A 15289-nucleotide genomic window follows, 5' to 3' on the forward strand; every position below is an offset into this window, starting at 1 on the left:
GGGCGACGATCGCCTCGAGCCAGTCGTTCTCGATGATCCAGCGGCGAATGTTGCTCTCGCCCTGGCCGGCGTCCCCCGTAAACAGCGACGAGCCGTTGTGCACCTCGGCGATGCGACTGCCGAGCGGGGTGTCGTGCTTCATCTTGGAGAGCATGTTCACCAGGAACAGCATCTGGCCGTCGCTGGTGCGGGTGATCAGCGAAAGCTCCTCGCCCCGGTGCTGCACGACAAAGCGCGGGTCCTTGATGCCAGCCTTGCCGCCCACGCGTTCCAGGTCGCTCTTCCAACTCTTCCCGTAGGGCGGATTGGAGAGCATGAAGTCGAAGGTGCGGCCGGGGAAGGCGTCGTTGGATAGGGTCGAATGCTCCGGTCCGCCAACGATGTTGTCGGCGGCATCGCCCTCGCCCTTGAGCAAAAGGTCGGCTTTGCAGATGGCGTAGGTCTCGGCGTTGATCTCCTGGCCGAAAAGATGCACCGAGACCTGTTTGCCGCGTTCTTTCGCCAGTTGCAACAGGGTTTCCTCGGCCACCGTGAGCATCCCGCCGGTGCCGCAGGCGCCGTCGTAGAGGAGGTAGGTACCGGATTCAATCTGGTCGGCGATAGGCTCGAAGATCAGGCGGGCCATCAGCCTCACGGCATCGCGCGGGGTCCAATGCTCGCCGGCTTCTTCGTTGTTTTCCTCGTTGAAGCGGCGCACCAACTCCTCGAAGATGGTGCCCATGGCGTGATTGTCGAGGCCGGGCAGCCGGACGGTGCCGTCGCTGTTGAGCACAGGGTAAGGACTCAGGTTGATAGACGGGTCGAGGAACTTCTCGATGAGAGTGCCCAGGGCGTCGGCTTTGGCCAGGCGGGGAATTTGGTTGCGGAACTCGAAGTTGTCGATGATCTCCTGCACGTTGGGCGAGAAGCCATCGAGGTAGGCGCGAAAATCCGCCTCCAGTTGCTGGCGGCTGGCACGCGCCTTGAGGTCGCGTAGCGTGAAGGGGGAGGTGTTGTAGAAGGCTTGACCAGCGGCCTGTCGCAGAGCAGCGTCTTGGTGTACGATCCCCGCTTTGTCGAGCGAAGCTTTCATGTCGAGCACGGCCTGCTTGGCGGGCTCCAATACCGCATCCAGCCGGCGGATGACGGTCATGGGCAGAATGACATCGCGGTACTTGCCGCGCACGTAGAGGTCGCGCAACACGTCGTCGGCGATGCCCCAAATGAAATTGGTGATCCAGGTGAGTTGGCCGTTTTCCATGTCAAACTATCCTCCAGATATGAACCGAAAATTTTACCAAACAGCCGGTTTTTAGAGGTTCAAACCATAAAGGCGCGTACTGCTGTAACTGCCTTTTTTGTTCTATTCGCCAATCGCTACCATTTTTCCTGCCGAAGCCTTTACAACGTCAAGGCGTCAAAGCTATCCACACTGTCTACCAACCCACCGTTGAATCCCCTTATCCTTAAGAAGTTCAGGCAGGTTTTCGATAGGGGCCAAGCCTTACTGCCAAGCTGCCATCGTCACAGAATGATAACAGATTTTGGTTTGCCGTTCTTGACAAATACATTATCAAGCCTTACAATTACAGACTGTAAAGTAAATATACTTTACACTGGAGGAGCGCGGTGTTAGAGAAAATAGAAAGAATGGCCTGGTTGTTCGATTTTTACGGACCGCTTTTGACCGACAAACAGCGGCGGATCGTGGAGTTACATTACGAAAATGACTGGTCGCTGGGGGAAATTGCGGCCGAGTTCGGCGTATCCAGACAGGCAATCTATGATATACTGAAACGGGCAGAAAAGGCTCTGGAGCACTATGAACAACGCTTGGGTTTGGTCGGTAAATTCATGGGTGAGCGGCAGCAATTGACCGAGGTTTACAGGTTATTGAAAGAAATGGAGGTCGCCGGGGACGACCAGAGCAAGAAACGTGCTTTGACTTTATTGGAAGAGGTTTTAGGGAACGGCAGGTAGCGGAGGAGAGGGATAATGATTTTTGAAGGTTTATCAACTCGGTTACAGGAAACCTTCAGGAAACTCAGGGGTAAAGGCAAGCTGACTGAAGAGGATGTAAACCTGGCTATGCGCGAGGTTCGGTTGGCATTGCTGGAAGCCGACGTAAACTACAAGGTGGTTAAGGACTTCGTGGCCAGGGTGAAAGAGAGGGCGGTGGGGCAGGAGGTTTTGAAGAGTCTGACTCCCGGGCAGCAAGTGGTTAAGATAGTGTACGAAGAATTGACGCAATTGATGGGAGGAGACCAGACTAAGCTCAATTTGGCCGCCAAGCCACCGACCGTAGTAATGATGGTGGGACTGCAGGGAACCGGAAAAACGACGACCTGTGCCAAGCTTGCACGCAGCCTTTTGGCCCAGGGGCGGAGGCCGCTTTTAGTTGCAGCTGATATTTACCGGCCAGCTGCCATCAAACAGCTTCAGGTACTGGGGGAAAAATGCAACTGCCCGGTTTTTTCGATGGGACAAGAAAACCCGGTCAACATAGCGAGAGCTGCTCTCGAATACGCTCGTTCCAACGGCCGCGACGTCGTAATCCTCGACACTGCGGGAAGATTGCACATCAATGAGGAACTCATGAACGAGCTCAAAGATTTAAAATCCTCTTTGAACCCGCACGAGATACTTCTGGTAGTAGATGCCATGACCGGCCAGGATGCTGTAAACGTGGCTAGCTCTTTTAATGAACAGCTGGGATTGACAGGGGTGGTTCTGACCAAGCTGGATGGTGATACTCGAGGCGGAGCGGCGCTTTCGGTTAAAGCAGTAGCCGGCTGTCCTATCAAGTTTGCCGGGGTAGGCGAAAAACTAGAGGATCTGGAACCTTTCTATCCTAACCGCATGGCTTCGCGTATTCTCGGCATGGGTGATGTTCAGAGCTTGGTGGAAAAAGCCCAAGCCAGCATAGACGAAAAAAAAGCCAGGGAACTCGGGAAAAAAATCAGACAGCAGGAGTTTACTTTGGAAGACTTTTTGGATCAGATCCAGCAAGTCCGGTCTATGGGACCGTTAGAAGACCTATTGGCGATGATACCTGGTTTTGGAAACTTGAAGCAATTAAAGGGCTTTAAAACTGCCGATATTGATGATAAAGAGATTAGCAGGATCGAGGCCATCATAAAATCGATGACCCCGGAAGAACGCTTGAACCCGACTATGCTGAACAGCAGTCGTAAGAAGAGAATAGCCAAGGGTAGCGGTACAAGGGTTCAAGACGTTAACCGTCTGTTGAAGCACTTTGAAGAGTCTCAAAAACTTATGAGGCAGTTCAGCGATAAAGGCGGCAAGAAAAAGGGAAAAGGTTTACGCTTGCCGTTTTAAAAGAGTGAATCAGCACGAGGAGGTGAAGTTAGTGGCTACTAAGATCAGGTTAAAAAGGATGGGGGCTAAGAAGGATCCGTTTTATCGGGTAGTGGTGGCGGACGCCAGGTCTCCCCGCGATGGTCGCTTTATCGAGGAAATAGGTTATTATGACCCTACGACTAAGCCGGCTACGATAAGTATCGATGAGGAGAAGGCGCTTAAGTGGTTGGCAAATGGAGCGAAGCCTTCTGACACCGCTAGATCGCTTCTGAAACAGGTGGGTGTTTTAGCTAAGTTTAACGAGACCCGAAAGGCCAGATAAATGCAGGGGGTGGTTTCAGTGCGAGATCTGGTGGAACTTATTGCCAAGTCGCTGGTCGACAACCCAGAGATGGTGGAGGTTAAGCAGATAGAAGGCGAAAAGTCGGTAATTATCGAACTGCGGGTTGCTCCCGACGACATGGGTAAAGTGATAGGGAAGCAGGGCAAGATAGCCAAGTCGATTCGGGTATTAGCTAAAGCCGCTGCTGCCAAAGAAGGCAAACGGGTAGTGGTAGAGATCATAAGGTAGACCCTACTTAAGTAGGAGATGGTGGGGCTAGAAAATGACGAAGGACCTGATTACCGTCGGCGAGGTGTGCGGTACATTTGGAACCGAGGGTAAGCTGAAAGTAAGACCGCTGACCGATTTCCCCGAGCGGTTTAACGGGATGAAGGAAGTCCTGGTACAACAAGGGGATAACGTGGAAGTGTTAACCATAGAGTCTGTATCTCCTCTACGTGACTTTATGGTCTTCAAGTTCCGCGGGATCGATACGAGAGAACGAGCCCGCTGTCTGGTTAGAGCTTACCTCAAGGTACCGCCATCAGAAGTGTTTCCGTTACCCGAGGACTGCTACTACATATTCCAGCTCAAAGGGCTGGAAGTGTACGACGATACCAGAGGGTTCTTAGGAACCATCACCGACGTGATTCAAACCGGGGCCAATGACGTATACGTAGTTCAAGGAGGACCTTTTGGGGAGGTCCTAATCCCGGCGATAAAGCAGGTGGTTCGGGACATACGTTTAGAGGAAGGACGGGTCGAAGTCAGGCTTATCCCCGGGTTGATTGACGAAGGGGATGAGGACAGTGCGGATTGATATACTTACGCTTTTTCCCGAGATGTTCGAATCGCCTTTCGGCAGCAGTATCATAAAGCGGGCTCAGGAGAAGAAGCTGGTAAAGATAAACCTGGTCAACCTCAGGGATTTTGCTCTGGACCGGCACCGCCAGGCGGATGACTACCCTTACGGAGGCGGGGCAGGGATGGTACTCAAAGCGGATATTGTGATTCGAGCCATACAGGCCCTAAGGTCGCCAGAATGTAAGGTTGTATACCTGACACCACAGGGGAAGGTCTTAAATCAGGCGTTAGTCAAAAAGATGGCGGCTTGGGCTCATCTCATTTTGCTGTGTGGGCATTACGAAGGCATCGATGAGCGCTGCCAAACGGTAATTGACGAAGAAATCTCTATCGGTGACTATGTTTTAACCGGGGGCGAGATACCGGCTATGGTGGTTACCGACGCGGTGGTGCGTTTGGTTCCAGGAGTGTTAGGCTCAGATGAGGCTCACACCGAAGAATCGTTTGGATCTGGTCTTCTAGAGTATCCCCAATATACCCGGCCTCGGGTCGTTTCCGGGCTGGAGGTGCCTCCGGTGTTGGTTTCTGGGGACCACCAGGCTGTTCGTCGCTGGCGGAAGAAGATGAGTTTAAAAAGGACCTTGTTGAAACGGCCGGACCTCCTGCTACAACGGGAGTTCGATCCGGAAGAACGAGAGCTCCTGGAAGAGATCCTTTTTTCGCGAGAAGGGCAGGATGAAGGGTGAGAAAATCCAAGGTGTATGTAGCTCTGCTGCACTATCCGGTGTATAACAAAAAAATGGAGGTCATTACCACTTCAATTACCAACCTCGATATCCACGACATTGCTCGGGTTGCCAGGACCTATGACGTGGACGGGTTTTTCCTGGTGCACCCGCTTACAACTCAGAGGGAGCTGGCCGGGCAGATACTGGATTATTGGCAGCAGGGTTACGGTGGAGAGTACAACCCCGATCGCAAGGAGGCGTTTCGGATAGTCAGGTTGGCATCCTCGCTCGAAGAAGTTTTAGAAACCATTACCCGGGAAACCGGCCGGGCACCGAAAACTGTTGCGACAGATGCTCGGGTGTATCCAAACACGGTGGGCTACGGAGCTCTTCGAGAGGAGATGGCCGCCCAAACCGGGACTTACGTCGTTCTTTTTGGTACCGGCTGGGGCCTGGCTAGGGAATTGATGATGGAAACCGATTTTATTCTCGAGCCGATTGCCGCTGGCAGTTCCTACAACCACCTGTCGGTAAGAAGTGCGGTGGCAATTATTCTGGATCGACTGCTGGGTGACAGGTGAGCAAGGCCATTGTTATTGGCCATGCCCTGTGATATAATTCCATTTGTGACTAACGGCGGTCCGCTGCTGGTTCTACCAGAAAAGAACGCCGTGCGGAAGGAGGCGAGAAAGGTGCAGGACATCATCAGAGCCATCGAAGAAGAACAGATGAGAAAAGACCTACCGGATTTCCGGCCAGGCGATACAGTTAAAGTTCATGTCAAAGTAGTTGAAGGTGGACGGGAGCGAATCCAGGTTTTTGAAGGCACTGTGATTAGAAAGAGGGGAGGGGGCATGAGCTCGACCTTCACCGTCCGCAGGGTATCATACGGAGTAGCCGTGGAAAGGACGTTTCCCTTACATTCACCCAGGGTTAGCAAGATCGAGGTGTCTCGCCGCGGAAAGGTACGAAGGGCCCGTCTGTACTACCTCAGAGAAAGGATGGGCAAGAAGGCCAGGGTCAAAGAAAGAAAGGATTACCTCAAAGGTTAAAGGCTGGTCAAGAACCAGTCTTTTTTGTTAACGGTAAGTACGAGGATAGGGTGGTCTAGAATGACGGTAAACTGGTTTCCTGGTCACATGCTAAAAGCCCGCAGGGAAATACAAGAAAATGCCCAAGTTGTGGACATGGTAATCGAGGTAGTCGATGCCCGTGCCCCTTTATCCACTACTAATCCAGACCTACCCCATCTTGTGCGAGGAAAACCTATAATCAAGGTACTTAACAAAGCTGACCTTGCAGATGAAAGAGAAACCCGCAGGTTCATCTCTTTTTTTCAAAAAAATGGAATTGGAGCATTGGCAGTCGATTCTCTTCGAGGCAAGGGCCTTCCCGATGTGGTGAGGGCGGTTGAACGCGTATATGCCCCTCTGGCCAAGACTCTTCTCGAGAAACGCCAACGCGTGCGGCCCGCCCGGATTATGATTGCAGGCTTGCCCAATGTTGGAAAATCTTCTTTTTTAAATAGTCTGGCAGGGAAAAGGGTGGTCAAGACCGGTGCTGTGCCAGGCGTCACTCGGGGCCGGCAGTGGATAAGGATAAAGGAAGGTATCGAGCTTTTAGACACTCCAGGGGTGATGTGGCCCAAAGTAGAAAACGACGAGCAAGGAACGAAACTGGCCCTGCTCGCTGTCGTTGGCGAAAAGGCGTACGAGGATGAAGCAGTGGCCTGTTACCTGATATCGGTATTGAAACACCGTAAGCCCGAGATGCTTAAAGAGCGCTACCGTCTGGAGAGTTGGGACGGGGAGCCGGGTGAGTTGCTTGAGGAAATAGGTGGGAAAAGAGGCTTCTTCCTTAGAGGGGGAACAGTGGACCTGAACAAGACGGCGCGGGCTGTGCTCGAAGATTTTAGAAAAGGTGGTCTAGGGCGCTTGACCTTGGACCGCCTGCCTGACGAGGGAAATAGCTAGCCCGTATCACGCAAAAGTGGGGCTCAACTCAGGAGGCAAGGCCGGTTATGGTTTCGGACGATGAACGCAAAAGGCTACAGCATATGAAAGAATACGAGTACGGCTTGTATGCCAAGGGAATTCGTTTGGTGGCGGGAACCGACGAGGTAGGAAGGGGACCCATCGCAGGGCCGGTCGTGGCCGCCGCGGTCATTTTACCACCCGACTTCGAAGTCCCGGGAGTCAATGATTCCAAGCAGGTGCCGTCTAAAAAAAGGGAGTGGTTATCCGATAAAATAAAAGAGAAAGCGCTTACCTGGGCCGTAGGGATACTCTTTCCGCCGTATCTCGACCGTATCAACATTCTGAACGCGACCTGGGAGGCCATGAGACTGGCTTTGGGAGGGCTGTCCATTCCCCCCGAACATGTCATTGTCGATGGTTGGCCGATCCCAGAACTTGGGGTGACGCAGACTCCTCTTGTTAAAGGGGATAGTCTCAGCATATCCGTGGCCTGTGCTTCGATTCTGGCAAAGGTGGAAAGGGACCGGATCATGACAGCTCTGGATGAAGTATACCCCGGCTACGGGTTTGCCCGTCACAAGGGGTACGCCACCCGTGAACACTTGCGGGCTTTAGAAGTTAAGGGACCGTGCCCCATCCACCGAACAAGCTTCGAGCCGATTAAATCGATGGTGATGAAAGAAGATGCACATCAAGGGAGACTATTTGACTAATCTTTTCTTAAAAACTGATTCCCAGCTGTTTGAAACAAACATTCCTTGGCGGCAGGGAGACTTGGTTACGGGGTTGGTAGAGACGGTAAAGGGAAACGGGCTGGTTCAGCTAATGGTCAGGGGTAAGAGTTTGGAGGCGCAGACCGAGATCCCGTTGTTCCCTGGACAAAAACTTAGCTTGTATGTCAATGAAGTGCGGCCAGGTTACGTGCATCTCAGGGTGCTTGTACCTGAGATAGTGGCCAATCCGGAGCAGCAGAAGCTGGTTTCCGCCTTGAATGAACTCGGGATCAGGCCTGACGATAGGACTATAGGCTTGGCGGCCAAACTGGTTAAAAACGAATTGCCAGTAACTCGCGAAAACCTGACCAGGCTCTTGCGGATTACAAGTTTTCTAGGCCCTGAAGACGCGGGAACGGAAGAGATTTCCGCCTGGATGGTAAGCCGAAACACCCAGTTGTCGCCTCAGCATATACTGGCCCTGAAACGGTTTCTCACTTCTGAGAACAATCTCGCGCTTTTGTTGGCAGAGGTGCGGGACGGGCTGAAAGCTATTGTAGAAGGACAAAATGCGATTCAGGAAGAGAATAGCGCGAGCCCTCCCCCTCTAACTCAGATACTACAAGGTGGTTCGGGCGATAAGGTTCAAGGAGAGAAAACACTGGAAGTAACTACTCCCGGGCGGAGCGGGAGTGACGGAAGGTCTGGCCAGGTCAGCTCTGGCAAGCCTACATCCGTTACCGCAGGAATTCCGTTGCCGCTCTTGGAAGATATGATAAGCCGCTTGGTGGAGGCCATCACTCTCAAGATAGAGGAGACAGGTAGCCTTTTGCCTGGCGAGATAAAAAGATTGGTGGAAAACCAACTGGATGCGACTAGAGCCTCGGCCGCCCTAGAACAGGTAGTTGCCAATTCTTTACCTAAGACGGAAAACGGGTCAGTGGAACAGGTCTTGAACAAGCTAAAAGTAGCCCGCTATGAGCTGGAAGGACAGCATTTGTTCAACGTTTTAAACAATCTGCCTCGAGATAACACACAACTGCTTTTCTACCTGGCATTTCCGGTAATGGTTGGCCAAGATTACCACTTGTGTGAACTGAAAGTGATGAAAGATGGGGCGGGAAAGCAGGAACGAAGGTCTGAAAAAGATGCGTTTAGCCTGGTTCTGTCTTTGTCAACTGGCACTCTCGGCCTGGTTCTTTTCCACGTTACTTATTATCCCCAGAAAAGCCTTGTATTGCAGGCAGTGGCCCAAAACCATAAGGCCGGTAGTCGCCTGCAGGCGCAACTACCTGAACTTGCTGAGAGTTTAGAACGATTAGGGTTTGAGATAAAGGGTTGGACGGTAAAAGTCGCAGATTCTGGGCAGCGGGCCTTGAAGCAGAGCTTAGTAAGGGCCAAGGAGCCCCGGCGTTGGCTGGGAATTGATATTGTCGTATAAAGCGGTGGAAGGCTGAGGAGGACTAGGAAGTGGAGGAGAAGGAACGGCTAGAATCAAAAGCCGTAGCGCTACGTTACGACCCTGAGATTCACGAGGCTCCGGTGGTTACCGCTAAAGGCAGGGGGCTGCTGGCAGAGAAAATAATAGAACTGGCGCGGGAGTCCGGGGTACCTATAAAGGAAGACCCGCAACTGGTGGAATACCTGGCGATGTTGGATATATACCAGGAAATTCCTCCTGAGCTTTACCAGGTGGTGGCAGAGATACTGGCTTTTGTTTACCGCCTAGACAGGAGGAGTGTTCGCTGAAACTCGGGGAGGCAGGCAGGATGAAACGACGCATCGGTTGTCAAGCGGAAGAAATTGCGGCAGAGTATCTCGCAAAAAAGGGGTACCGGATAATTACCCGTAACTATCGAACCCTGTACGGAGAGCTAGACATTGTGTGTGAGAAGGGCAATGACATAGTGTTCGTGGAAGTTCGGAGCAAGAGCACGAAGGCTTTTGGTTATCCCGAGGAATCTATAACCGCTCGTAAGATCGAAAGAATACGCCGCAGTGCTTTGGTTTATTTGTCGCAAGAGAGCCGAAATCGATACCGCCGGATATTGTTCGATGTTGTCGCGGTTGAACTGAATACCGGCCAACCGGAGATAAGGCATATAGAGGGGGCTTTTTGACATGGAGCATTTTCCACGCGTAGGGGCTCATCTACCCGTGGCCAAAGGCTTGAAACACACGATCGACGAGGCTCAGGCTATGGGTTTAGAAGCATTACAGATCTTTTTGCACAACCCTCGAGTGATGAAGGCGAGGGAACTGACAGAGGAAGAAATCGAGTATTTCATCGAAAACACGAAAAAGGCCGACATCTTTCCTGTGGTGGTCCACATCCCGTACATATGCAACCCAGCCGCAGCCAAAGAAGAGATATATGAACTGGCTTACCGCGTTATAGCCGAAGATCTTGCCCGCTGCGATCTAATCAAAGCCGATTACCTGGTATTACATCCCGGGGCCTACACGGTTTCTTCAGCGGCCCAGGCTGTTGCCCGGCTGGTTGCCTTATTGCGTAAGGTTTTGGCCAACTACGAGGGTAATACCCGGATCTTGGTCGAAACCATGTCCGGCCAGGGTACTGAAATCGGCCGAAACCTAGAAGAGATGGCGAAGATTTTGGAGGAGTTGGGTCGTCCTCCCCAAGTCGGGGTATGCCTCGACACCTGTCACTTGTACGGCGCAGGTTACGACATCGTTGATCCCGGAGGGCTGGAACGCACGCTTAGGGAGATGGACGAACTTGTCGGAACAGACAAGGTCCGACTGGTTCACGCCAACGACAGCGCAGGCGGTCTTGGCTCCAAGAAAGACCGTCACGCCCATATCGGACAGGGTAACATCGGAGAGAGTGGATTTGCTCTTCTCTGTCACCATCCTCTCTTGCGCCAGCTTCCATTCATCCTAGAAACAGAGTACTCGGGGATTGCGCGTGATGTCGAAACCCTCAAGCGAATCCGGGCAGTTTGAGACCTACCACCTGGTTTCGCGCGGTGTGACCAAACCTCTTCACCCCGCATATTCTATTACCAAAAGCGGGGGGAGGGAAGCGGATGGACAAAGAGAATTTCGGGTTCGATCACGGATACCAGTTCCCTTGGCTGATACTGATACTGATCCTTTTCCTTATCCTGTTTAACCGGGACTAGTGCCGGGATTGCCGGACCAAGGGGGCGGTTGCCTTGTCGTCGACAAGGGCCGTCCCCTTGGCCGTTTTTCGAGATGGCGGACCATAGTTCAACCAGGGGGACGGTTGAACAGGTAGCAGATGACGTCTTGCACCGTGCGGGCCATTACCGGGTAATCTATATGGGGGCGTTCAATCAGGACAGACTTTATGCCGAGCTGGCTAGCGGCTTCGAGCTTCGCATCCGTTCCCCCGATGGTTCCACTTTCTTTAGTGACAACCGCGGTAACACCGTACTCGATAAACAAAGCCCGGTTAAAATCAACGGTGAAGGGGCCTTTAAGGGCCACTATGTCCTCTGGAGCCAAGCCGCAAGCAAGGCATCTGGCTATTGAATCAGGGTGAGGGAGCACCCTCGCTACCAGCCGCGGGTTTGGCCCGCATCTTTTATCTGTGAAGAGGGGCAGGTGCTTGACTCCAATGGTAAGCATAACTGTACCTTCAAGGCTCGCTACTAATCTGGCCGCAGCCTCGAAGTCCGGAGTCCTTATCACTCCGGGGTAGTGAGCATCTTCCAATGTTTCTCTTTCCAGCCTGATATAGCTTATTCCCGTACGGTCACAGGCCAGCATGGCGGTGTGGGAGACCTGGGCGGCGAAGGGGTGGGTACAATCCACCACCGCCCGAATGCCGCGGCTTTCAATCAGATCCAGCAGGTCTGACAGGCCACAAGGTTTGGCTATTACTTCGATCTTGTCAGCAAAGTTCAAGGCTTTTCGGCCATACTCGGTGGCGACCAATACCAAGACCTGGAATCCGGCATCGACAAGCCCTGCGACTGCCTCTCGGGATTCGGTTGTGCCCCCTAAGACCAGGATCACAGGACATACCCCCGTGGTGTTATCATTTTTCCGTCGGCGATGTACGTTGATTGATTGCCGATAATGATGACGGATGACATACCAGTCTCTACGGAAAGCATGGAGCCGAGATCTGTCAGGTCGGCTTTCTGATCGGGCCGGCCTGCATTCTTTACTATGCCGACAGGGGTTTCCGGTTTTTTGTATTTCGACAATATCTGCCACGCTTCCGTCAACTGTTGGGTACGGCCGTGGCTGCGGGGGTTATACAGGCAAATGATTAAGTCGGCCTGGGCACATAGCTCGAGCCGGAGGCGGATCTTTTCCCAAGGGGTGAGAAGATCACTCAGGCTTATGACTGCGAAATCGTGCATTAAAGGCGCTCCTAAAACCGCCGCTGCGATGCTGGCCGCGGTCACCCCGGGCACTACCCGGATAGGTATGTGCCGATTTCTCTTTTGAGCAACTTCCAGCATTATACCTGCCATTCCGTATATCCCCGGGTCTCCACTGCTGACCAGGGCCACCTTATAACCGGCCTCTGCCAGGTCCAATGCTTGATGGCAGCGATCTACTTCCTTGCGCATTCCCGAGCTTATTACCTTCTTGCCGGCAGTGACGTTGGCTATCAAGGCCGTGTAAGTTTTGTACCCTATTATTACGTCGCTTTCCTCGATGGCCTGCCGCGCTTCTTGGGTCAAAGAGTCTTCGCTTCCCGAACCCAGGCCTACAACCAGTATCTCGCCTTGTTTTTTCATGACATCTGTCCCTCTTCCGAATTCCGATTATTGGCATCATTCGGCGTTTCTTCAAAGACCGCCACCGTGACTCCGCCGTATACCGTCTTCCCGAGTACGAGCTCAGGTTCGCGACCTGACAGGTATGCCACCGGTTCGCAGACAGCTCCTACTCCTACCTTGGACTTAACAAAACCAGAACCGGAGAACCTATTCTCCACCCGAGCAATATCCTCGGCTGTCACGAACTCCAGGGGCAGCCCTAAATCGGCAGCAGCTTCTACGAGGTTAGTCTCGTAGCGTTTAAGCTCGATGGTCGCCAAACACTTGACGGCCGAGAAACTGCGATCGGCTGCTTTCAGACTTTCGCGTATCGCGAACACGATGTTGTCTTTCGATATACCCCGCCTGCATCCGACTCCGACGATGACAGTACGGGGACGGATGACGAGCACTGGGTTTGAGAATCGGGGGAGGTTGGCACGGGTACTGATGACGAACGCCGCGGCGAATGAAGCGGTATCTGTGCTTTCTGATACAGGTACAACCTTGACATTGGACGGGAATTCTAATTGTTCCAGGTAGTGAAGGCGATCGACCATTGCCAGAACCTTGTCCCCGTTGACCATCGCAGCCATCACCTGCTTTACCTCATCCCAGTTTTCAACGCGCCAACCGCGGGACACGGCTAATTCGTCAAGCGCAGGAATCTTAAGGGAATCGGAGGCAGTGGTGATAACCGGCGTTGCCCCCAGGGCCGCTGCCAGTCTGCGGGCTATTTCATTGGCCTTTCCTAAGTGACCAGACAGTAGACTGATGACGAACTGGCCTTGGTTGTCGATGACCAGGACTGCCGGGTCAGTCTTCTTGTCTTTAATCTCGCCTGCAATAGCCCGGACGGCAATGCCAGCCGCAGTAACAAATACCATGCAAGAGGCGTTGCCAAAGCTCTCTGCCATTAGTGTCTTAAAATCCCCGTTGATCGGGGATTCGCCTTCCTCCCTTCGGGCAAAACGGGAGGGAAGGTGGAGTCGCACGGTTTGGCCTTCATCTGCCAGCACCTGCCTTACTTTTCTGGCCACATTAGCCGCGGGTTCGCTGAGAGCGATGACATGGGCCGGTCTACTCTCCATCACGCTTCATTCCCTTCGGGCGTACTCTTGCTCCGGCGAAAGCCATGTGTAAACCCGGGATGGTAAAGCTCAGAGCGCCCATAATAGTCCCCCAAAAAATCACCTACCAGTATAAGGGCCGTTTTTTCAATCCCCGAATCTGCGACGCGAGTTGCGATGTCAGCCAGTGTACCCCTTATAATAAGCTCATCCTGCCAGGTAGCCCTATAAACCACTGCTGCCGGAGTTGATAGGGGATACCCTTTTGTGAGTTCTTGGACTACTTCGTCGATCATGGCGGTGCTGAGAAATATGACCATAGAAGCCCGGTGGGTGGCGAGTTCTGCTAGGCTCTGTCCGGGCGGGACCGGCGTCCTGCCTTCTTTTCGGGTGAGGATTACGGTCTGGGATACGCCGGGAACGGTGTACTCCAGGTTCATAACTGCTGCCGCCCCCAAAAACGAGCTTACACCTGGGACTACCTCAAAAGGGATTCCCCTTTCCCGTAAGCATTCGATCTGTTCTCTTATCGCCCCGAATATGCTGGGGTCGCCGGTATGAACCCTGGCTACCACTGAGCCCTTTTTAACAGCTTGTTCCATGACCAGGATTATTTCTTCCAGGGTCATGTGGGCGCTGTTATACACAATCGATGCCGGTTTGCGGTCCGCCAGTACCAACGGGTTGACCAGTGAGCCCGCATACACGATTACGTCGGCCTGCTCGATAATTTTTTTTCCTTTGACGGTTATCAACTCCGGGTCTCCCGGTCCCGCCCCGACAAAATACACCTTACCTAATTTCATGTTTTTCGACCCTTCCTGTTCCGAAAATCTAGCCACAGATTCACACAGACCCGGCACTCAGCTGGCCGAAATTGCGATATGCCAGCTTGTCCTGACAACGCTATTCACTAATCAAGGCTTGAGCTGAGTGCCGGGACCGATATGCCTGGCGACTTAGAATAAGGGCAAACATTCTTTTATATCCAATAGTGACGCCGAGGGCGACACAAGGATATTTTTTATCACTAGCGCGTTAAGTGGGCTGGACTCCCGACACTATAAATACCGGGTTCAAACCTTCCAGCATGTGATACCTGCCTTGCGATTTCAAACGGGTGATAGTGACCCCTACCCCTTCTATCCCCTGAAATCCCATTTCGCGCAGGCAATTCAAGCTGTGGTAAAGCGTTTCCACGGTTGCGCAGGTCAGTACAACTACCCCAGCCGGACAGAGCCTGTTCTTTACAACCTCCAATATGGCAGCCAGTTCACCCCCGCTCCCACCTATTACCACCCGGTCCGGCGAGGGCAAAGCGAGTAAAGCTTCCGGAGCTCTGCCGGCAACGATAGACAGGTTATTGACCGCGAACTTTCTCTGATTGGAACGGATCAGTTCGACGGCTTCAGGACGACATTCCACGGCATAGACTCTACCCCTGGCTGCGGTTAGGGCGGCTTCAACCGTAATAGAGCCGGTGCCTGCTCCTACATCCCACACCACCGAATCTTGTTCCAACCGCAACTTGCTGAGAACGATAGTCCGTATTTCGGCTTTAGTCATTGGCACACTGCCTCTCGCAAACATATCGTCCGGTATTCCTGGGACCA

Annotated in this window: 20 protein-coding genes; 14 read left to right on the forward strand and 6 right to left on the reverse strand. The window is 52.8% G+C overall.

The genetic code is table 11. The annotated features are described in order from the left end of the window. The coding region (locus HPY90_RS03630) for a type I restriction-modification system subunit M (RefSeq protein ID WP_287191248.1) at window positions 1-1240 on the reverse strand (1240 nt) is incomplete at its 3' end. Between the two features lie 368 nt (window positions 1241-1608). Here HPY90_RS03630 and ylxM point away from each other — a divergent pair. The 14 genes from ylxM (at window position 1609) to HPY90_RS03700 (ending at window position 10810) form a co-directional block, all read left to right on the forward strand. Next, window positions 1609-1959: a YlxM family DNA-binding protein gene (ylxM, locus tag HPY90_RS03635; RefSeq protein ID WP_287191251.1), complete on the forward strand. Its 351-nt coding sequence runs from the start codon at window positions 1609-1611 to the stop codon at window positions 1957-1959. Between the two features lie 15 nt (window positions 1960-1974). Then, complete coding sequence (gene ffh / locus HPY90_RS03640; RefSeq protein WP_287191253.1) at window positions 1975-3318, forward strand: signal recognition particle protein; 1344 nt, start codon at window positions 1975-1977, stop codon at window positions 3316-3318. Window positions 3319-3349: 31 nt separating this feature from the next. Continuing rightward, the gene (rpsP, locus tag HPY90_RS03645; protein ID WP_013175089.1) at window positions 3350-3622 is read left to right on the forward strand and encodes a 30S ribosomal protein S16; all 273 of its coding nucleotides are present in this window, start codon (window positions 3350-3352) and stop codon (window positions 3620-3622) included. A gap of 18 nt (window positions 3623-3640) precedes the next feature. After that, the gene (locus HPY90_RS03650; protein WP_013175090.1) at window positions 3641-3871 is read left to right on the forward strand and encodes a KH domain-containing protein; all 231 of its coding nucleotides are present in this window, start codon (window positions 3641-3643) and stop codon (window positions 3869-3871) included. Window positions 3872-3905: 34 nt separating this feature from the next. Next, window positions 3906-4442, forward strand: coding sequence for a ribosome maturation factor RimM (rimM, locus tag HPY90_RS03655; RefSeq protein WP_287191259.1), 537 nt, complete (start codon window positions 3906-3908; stop codon window positions 4440-4442). Then, complete coding sequence (trmD, locus tag HPY90_RS03660; protein ID WP_287191262.1) at window positions 4432-5172, forward strand: tRNA (guanosine(37)-N1)-methyltransferase TrmD; 741 nt, start codon at window positions 4432-4434, stop codon at window positions 5170-5172. Before rimM ends, trmD begins: the two co-directional genes overlap by 11 nt. After that, complete coding sequence (locus HPY90_RS03665) at window positions 5169-5735, forward strand: RNA methyltransferase (RefSeq protein ID WP_287191265.1); 567 nt, start codon at window positions 5169-5171, stop codon at window positions 5733-5735. Before trmD ends, HPY90_RS03665 begins: the two co-directional genes overlap by 4 nt. Before the next feature lie 111 nt (window positions 5736-5846). After that, on the forward strand, window positions 5847-6206 hold the full coding sequence (rplS, locus tag HPY90_RS03670) for a 50S ribosomal protein L19 (protein WP_207635748.1): 360 nt from the start codon (window positions 5847-5849) through the stop codon (window positions 6204-6206). A 60-nt stretch (window positions 6207-6266) separates the two neighbouring features. Beyond that, window positions 6267-7127 (forward strand): ribosome biogenesis GTPase YlqF, encoded by an 861-nt coding sequence (gene ylqF / locus HPY90_RS03675; RefSeq protein WP_287191268.1) that lies wholly within the window; start codon window positions 6267-6269, stop codon window positions 7125-7127. Between the two features lie 47 nt (window positions 7128-7174). Then, on the forward strand, window positions 7175-7843 hold the full coding sequence (gene rnhB, locus HPY90_RS03680; RefSeq protein WP_287191270.1) for a ribonuclease HII: 669 nt from the start codon (window positions 7175-7177) through the stop codon (window positions 7841-7843). Next, a complete protein-coding gene (locus tag HPY90_RS03685; RefSeq protein ID WP_287191273.1) occupies window positions 7815-9284 on the forward strand; it encodes a TP0910 N-terminal domain-containing protein in 1470 nt (489 codons plus the stop codon). Before rnhB ends, HPY90_RS03685 begins: the two co-directional genes overlap by 29 nt. Window positions 9285-9313: 29 nt before the next feature. Next, complete coding sequence (locus HPY90_RS03690) at window positions 9314-9592, forward strand: EscU/YscU/HrcU family type III secretion system export apparatus switch protein (protein ID WP_287191274.1); 279 nt, start codon at window positions 9314-9316, stop codon at window positions 9590-9592. A 20-nt stretch (window positions 9593-9612) separates the two neighbouring features. Then, window positions 9613-9963, forward strand: a complete 351-nt coding sequence (locus HPY90_RS03695; RefSeq protein ID WP_287191276.1) for a YraN family protein — start codon at window positions 9613-9615, stop codon at window positions 9961-9963. 1 nt (window position 9964) lies between these two features. Further along, window positions 9965-10810: a deoxyribonuclease IV gene (locus tag HPY90_RS03700; protein WP_287191279.1), complete on the forward strand. Its 846-nt coding sequence runs from the start codon at window positions 9965-9967 to the stop codon at window positions 10808-10810. Between the two features lie 267 nt (window positions 10811-11077). Here the strand turns inward: HPY90_RS03700 and cobK are convergent, their stop codons facing one another. The 5 genes from cobK to cbiT all read right to left on the reverse strand — a co-directional run bounded on the left by cobK (window position 11078) and on the right by cbiT (window position 15242). Beyond that, the gene (gene cobK, locus HPY90_RS03705) at window positions 11078-11848 is read right to left on the reverse strand and encodes a precorrin-6A reductase (RefSeq protein ID WP_287191281.1); all 771 of its coding nucleotides are present in this window, start codon (window positions 11846-11848) and stop codon (window positions 11078-11080) included. After that, window positions 11845-12585 carry a precorrin-3B C(17)-methyltransferase gene (gene cobJ, locus HPY90_RS03710; RefSeq protein ID WP_287191284.1) on the reverse strand — a complete coding sequence of 247 codons (741 nt, stop codon included), beginning with the start codon at window positions 12583-12585 and terminating at the stop codon, window positions 11845-11847. Before cobJ ends, cobK begins: the two co-directional genes overlap by 4 nt. Beyond that, window positions 12582-13697 carry a cobalt-precorrin 5A hydrolase gene (locus HPY90_RS03715; protein WP_287191438.1) on the reverse strand — a complete coding sequence of 372 codons (1116 nt, stop codon included), beginning with the start codon at window positions 13695-13697 and terminating at the stop codon, window positions 12582-12584. The genes cobJ and HPY90_RS03715 overlap by 4 nt, the downstream gene beginning before the upstream one ends. Continuing rightward, on the reverse strand, window positions 13697-14482 hold the full coding sequence (gene cobM, locus HPY90_RS03720) for a precorrin-4 C(11)-methyltransferase (protein ID WP_287191287.1): 786 nt from the start codon (window positions 14480-14482) through the stop codon (window positions 13697-13699). Before cobM ends, HPY90_RS03715 begins: the two co-directional genes overlap by 1 nt. Before the next feature lie 232 nt (window positions 14483-14714). Beyond that, complete coding sequence (gene cbiT / locus HPY90_RS03725; RefSeq protein ID WP_287191290.1) at window positions 14715-15242, reverse strand: precorrin-6Y C5,15-methyltransferase (decarboxylating) subunit CbiT; 528 nt, start codon at window positions 15240-15242, stop codon at window positions 14715-14717. Window positions 15243-15289: the final 47 nt, after the last annotated feature.

The organism is Syntrophothermus sp. (assembly GCF_013314835.1).
GTDB lineage: Bacteria > Bacillota > Syntrophomonadia > Syntrophomonadales > Syntrophothermaceae > Syntrophothermus > Syntrophothermus lipocalidus.

Excerpts from the sequence above, each read along its gene's own strand:
- HPY90_RS03715 (WP_287191438.1), bottom strand. The coding sequence starts at position 13,697 with ATGGAGAGTAGACCGGCCCATGTCATCGCTCTCAGCGAACCCGCGGCT.
- HPY90_RS03695 (WP_287191276.1), top strand. The coding sequence starts at position 9,613 with ATGAAACGACGCATCGGTTGTCAAGCGGAAGAAATTGCGGCAGAGTAT.
- HPY90_RS03685 (WP_287191273.1), top strand. The coding sequence starts at position 7,815 with ATGCACATCAAGGGAGACTATTTGACTAATCTTTTCTTAAAAACTGAT.
- ylqF (WP_287191268.1), top strand. The coding sequence starts at position 6,267 with ATGACGGTAAACTGGTTTCCTGGTCACATGCTAAAAGCCCGCAGGGAA.
- HPY90_RS03700 (WP_287191279.1), top strand. The coding sequence starts at position 9,965 with ATGGAGCATTTTCCACGCGTAGGGGCTCATCTACCCGTGGCCAAAGGC.
- ffh (WP_287191253.1), top strand. The coding sequence starts at position 1,975 with ATGATTTTTGAAGGTTTATCAACTCGGTTACAGGAAACCTTCAGGAAA.
- rnhB (WP_287191270.1), top strand. The coding sequence starts at position 7,175 with ATGGTTTCGGACGATGAACGCAAAAGGCTACAGCATATGAAAGAATAC.
- cobJ (WP_287191284.1), bottom strand. The coding sequence starts at position 12,585 with ATGAAAAAACAAGGCGAGATACTGGTTGTAGGCCTGGGTTCGGGAAGC.
- cobM (WP_287191287.1), bottom strand. The coding sequence starts at position 14,482 with ATGAAATTAGGTAAGGTGTATTTTGTCGGGGCGGGACCGGGAGACCCG.
- cbiT (WP_287191290.1), bottom strand. The coding sequence starts at position 15,242 with ATGACTAAAGCCGAAATACGGACTATCGTTCTCAGCAAGTTGCGGTTG.
- rimM (WP_287191259.1), top strand. The coding sequence starts at position 3,906 with ATGACGAAGGACCTGATTACCGTCGGCGAGGTGTGCGGTACATTTGGA.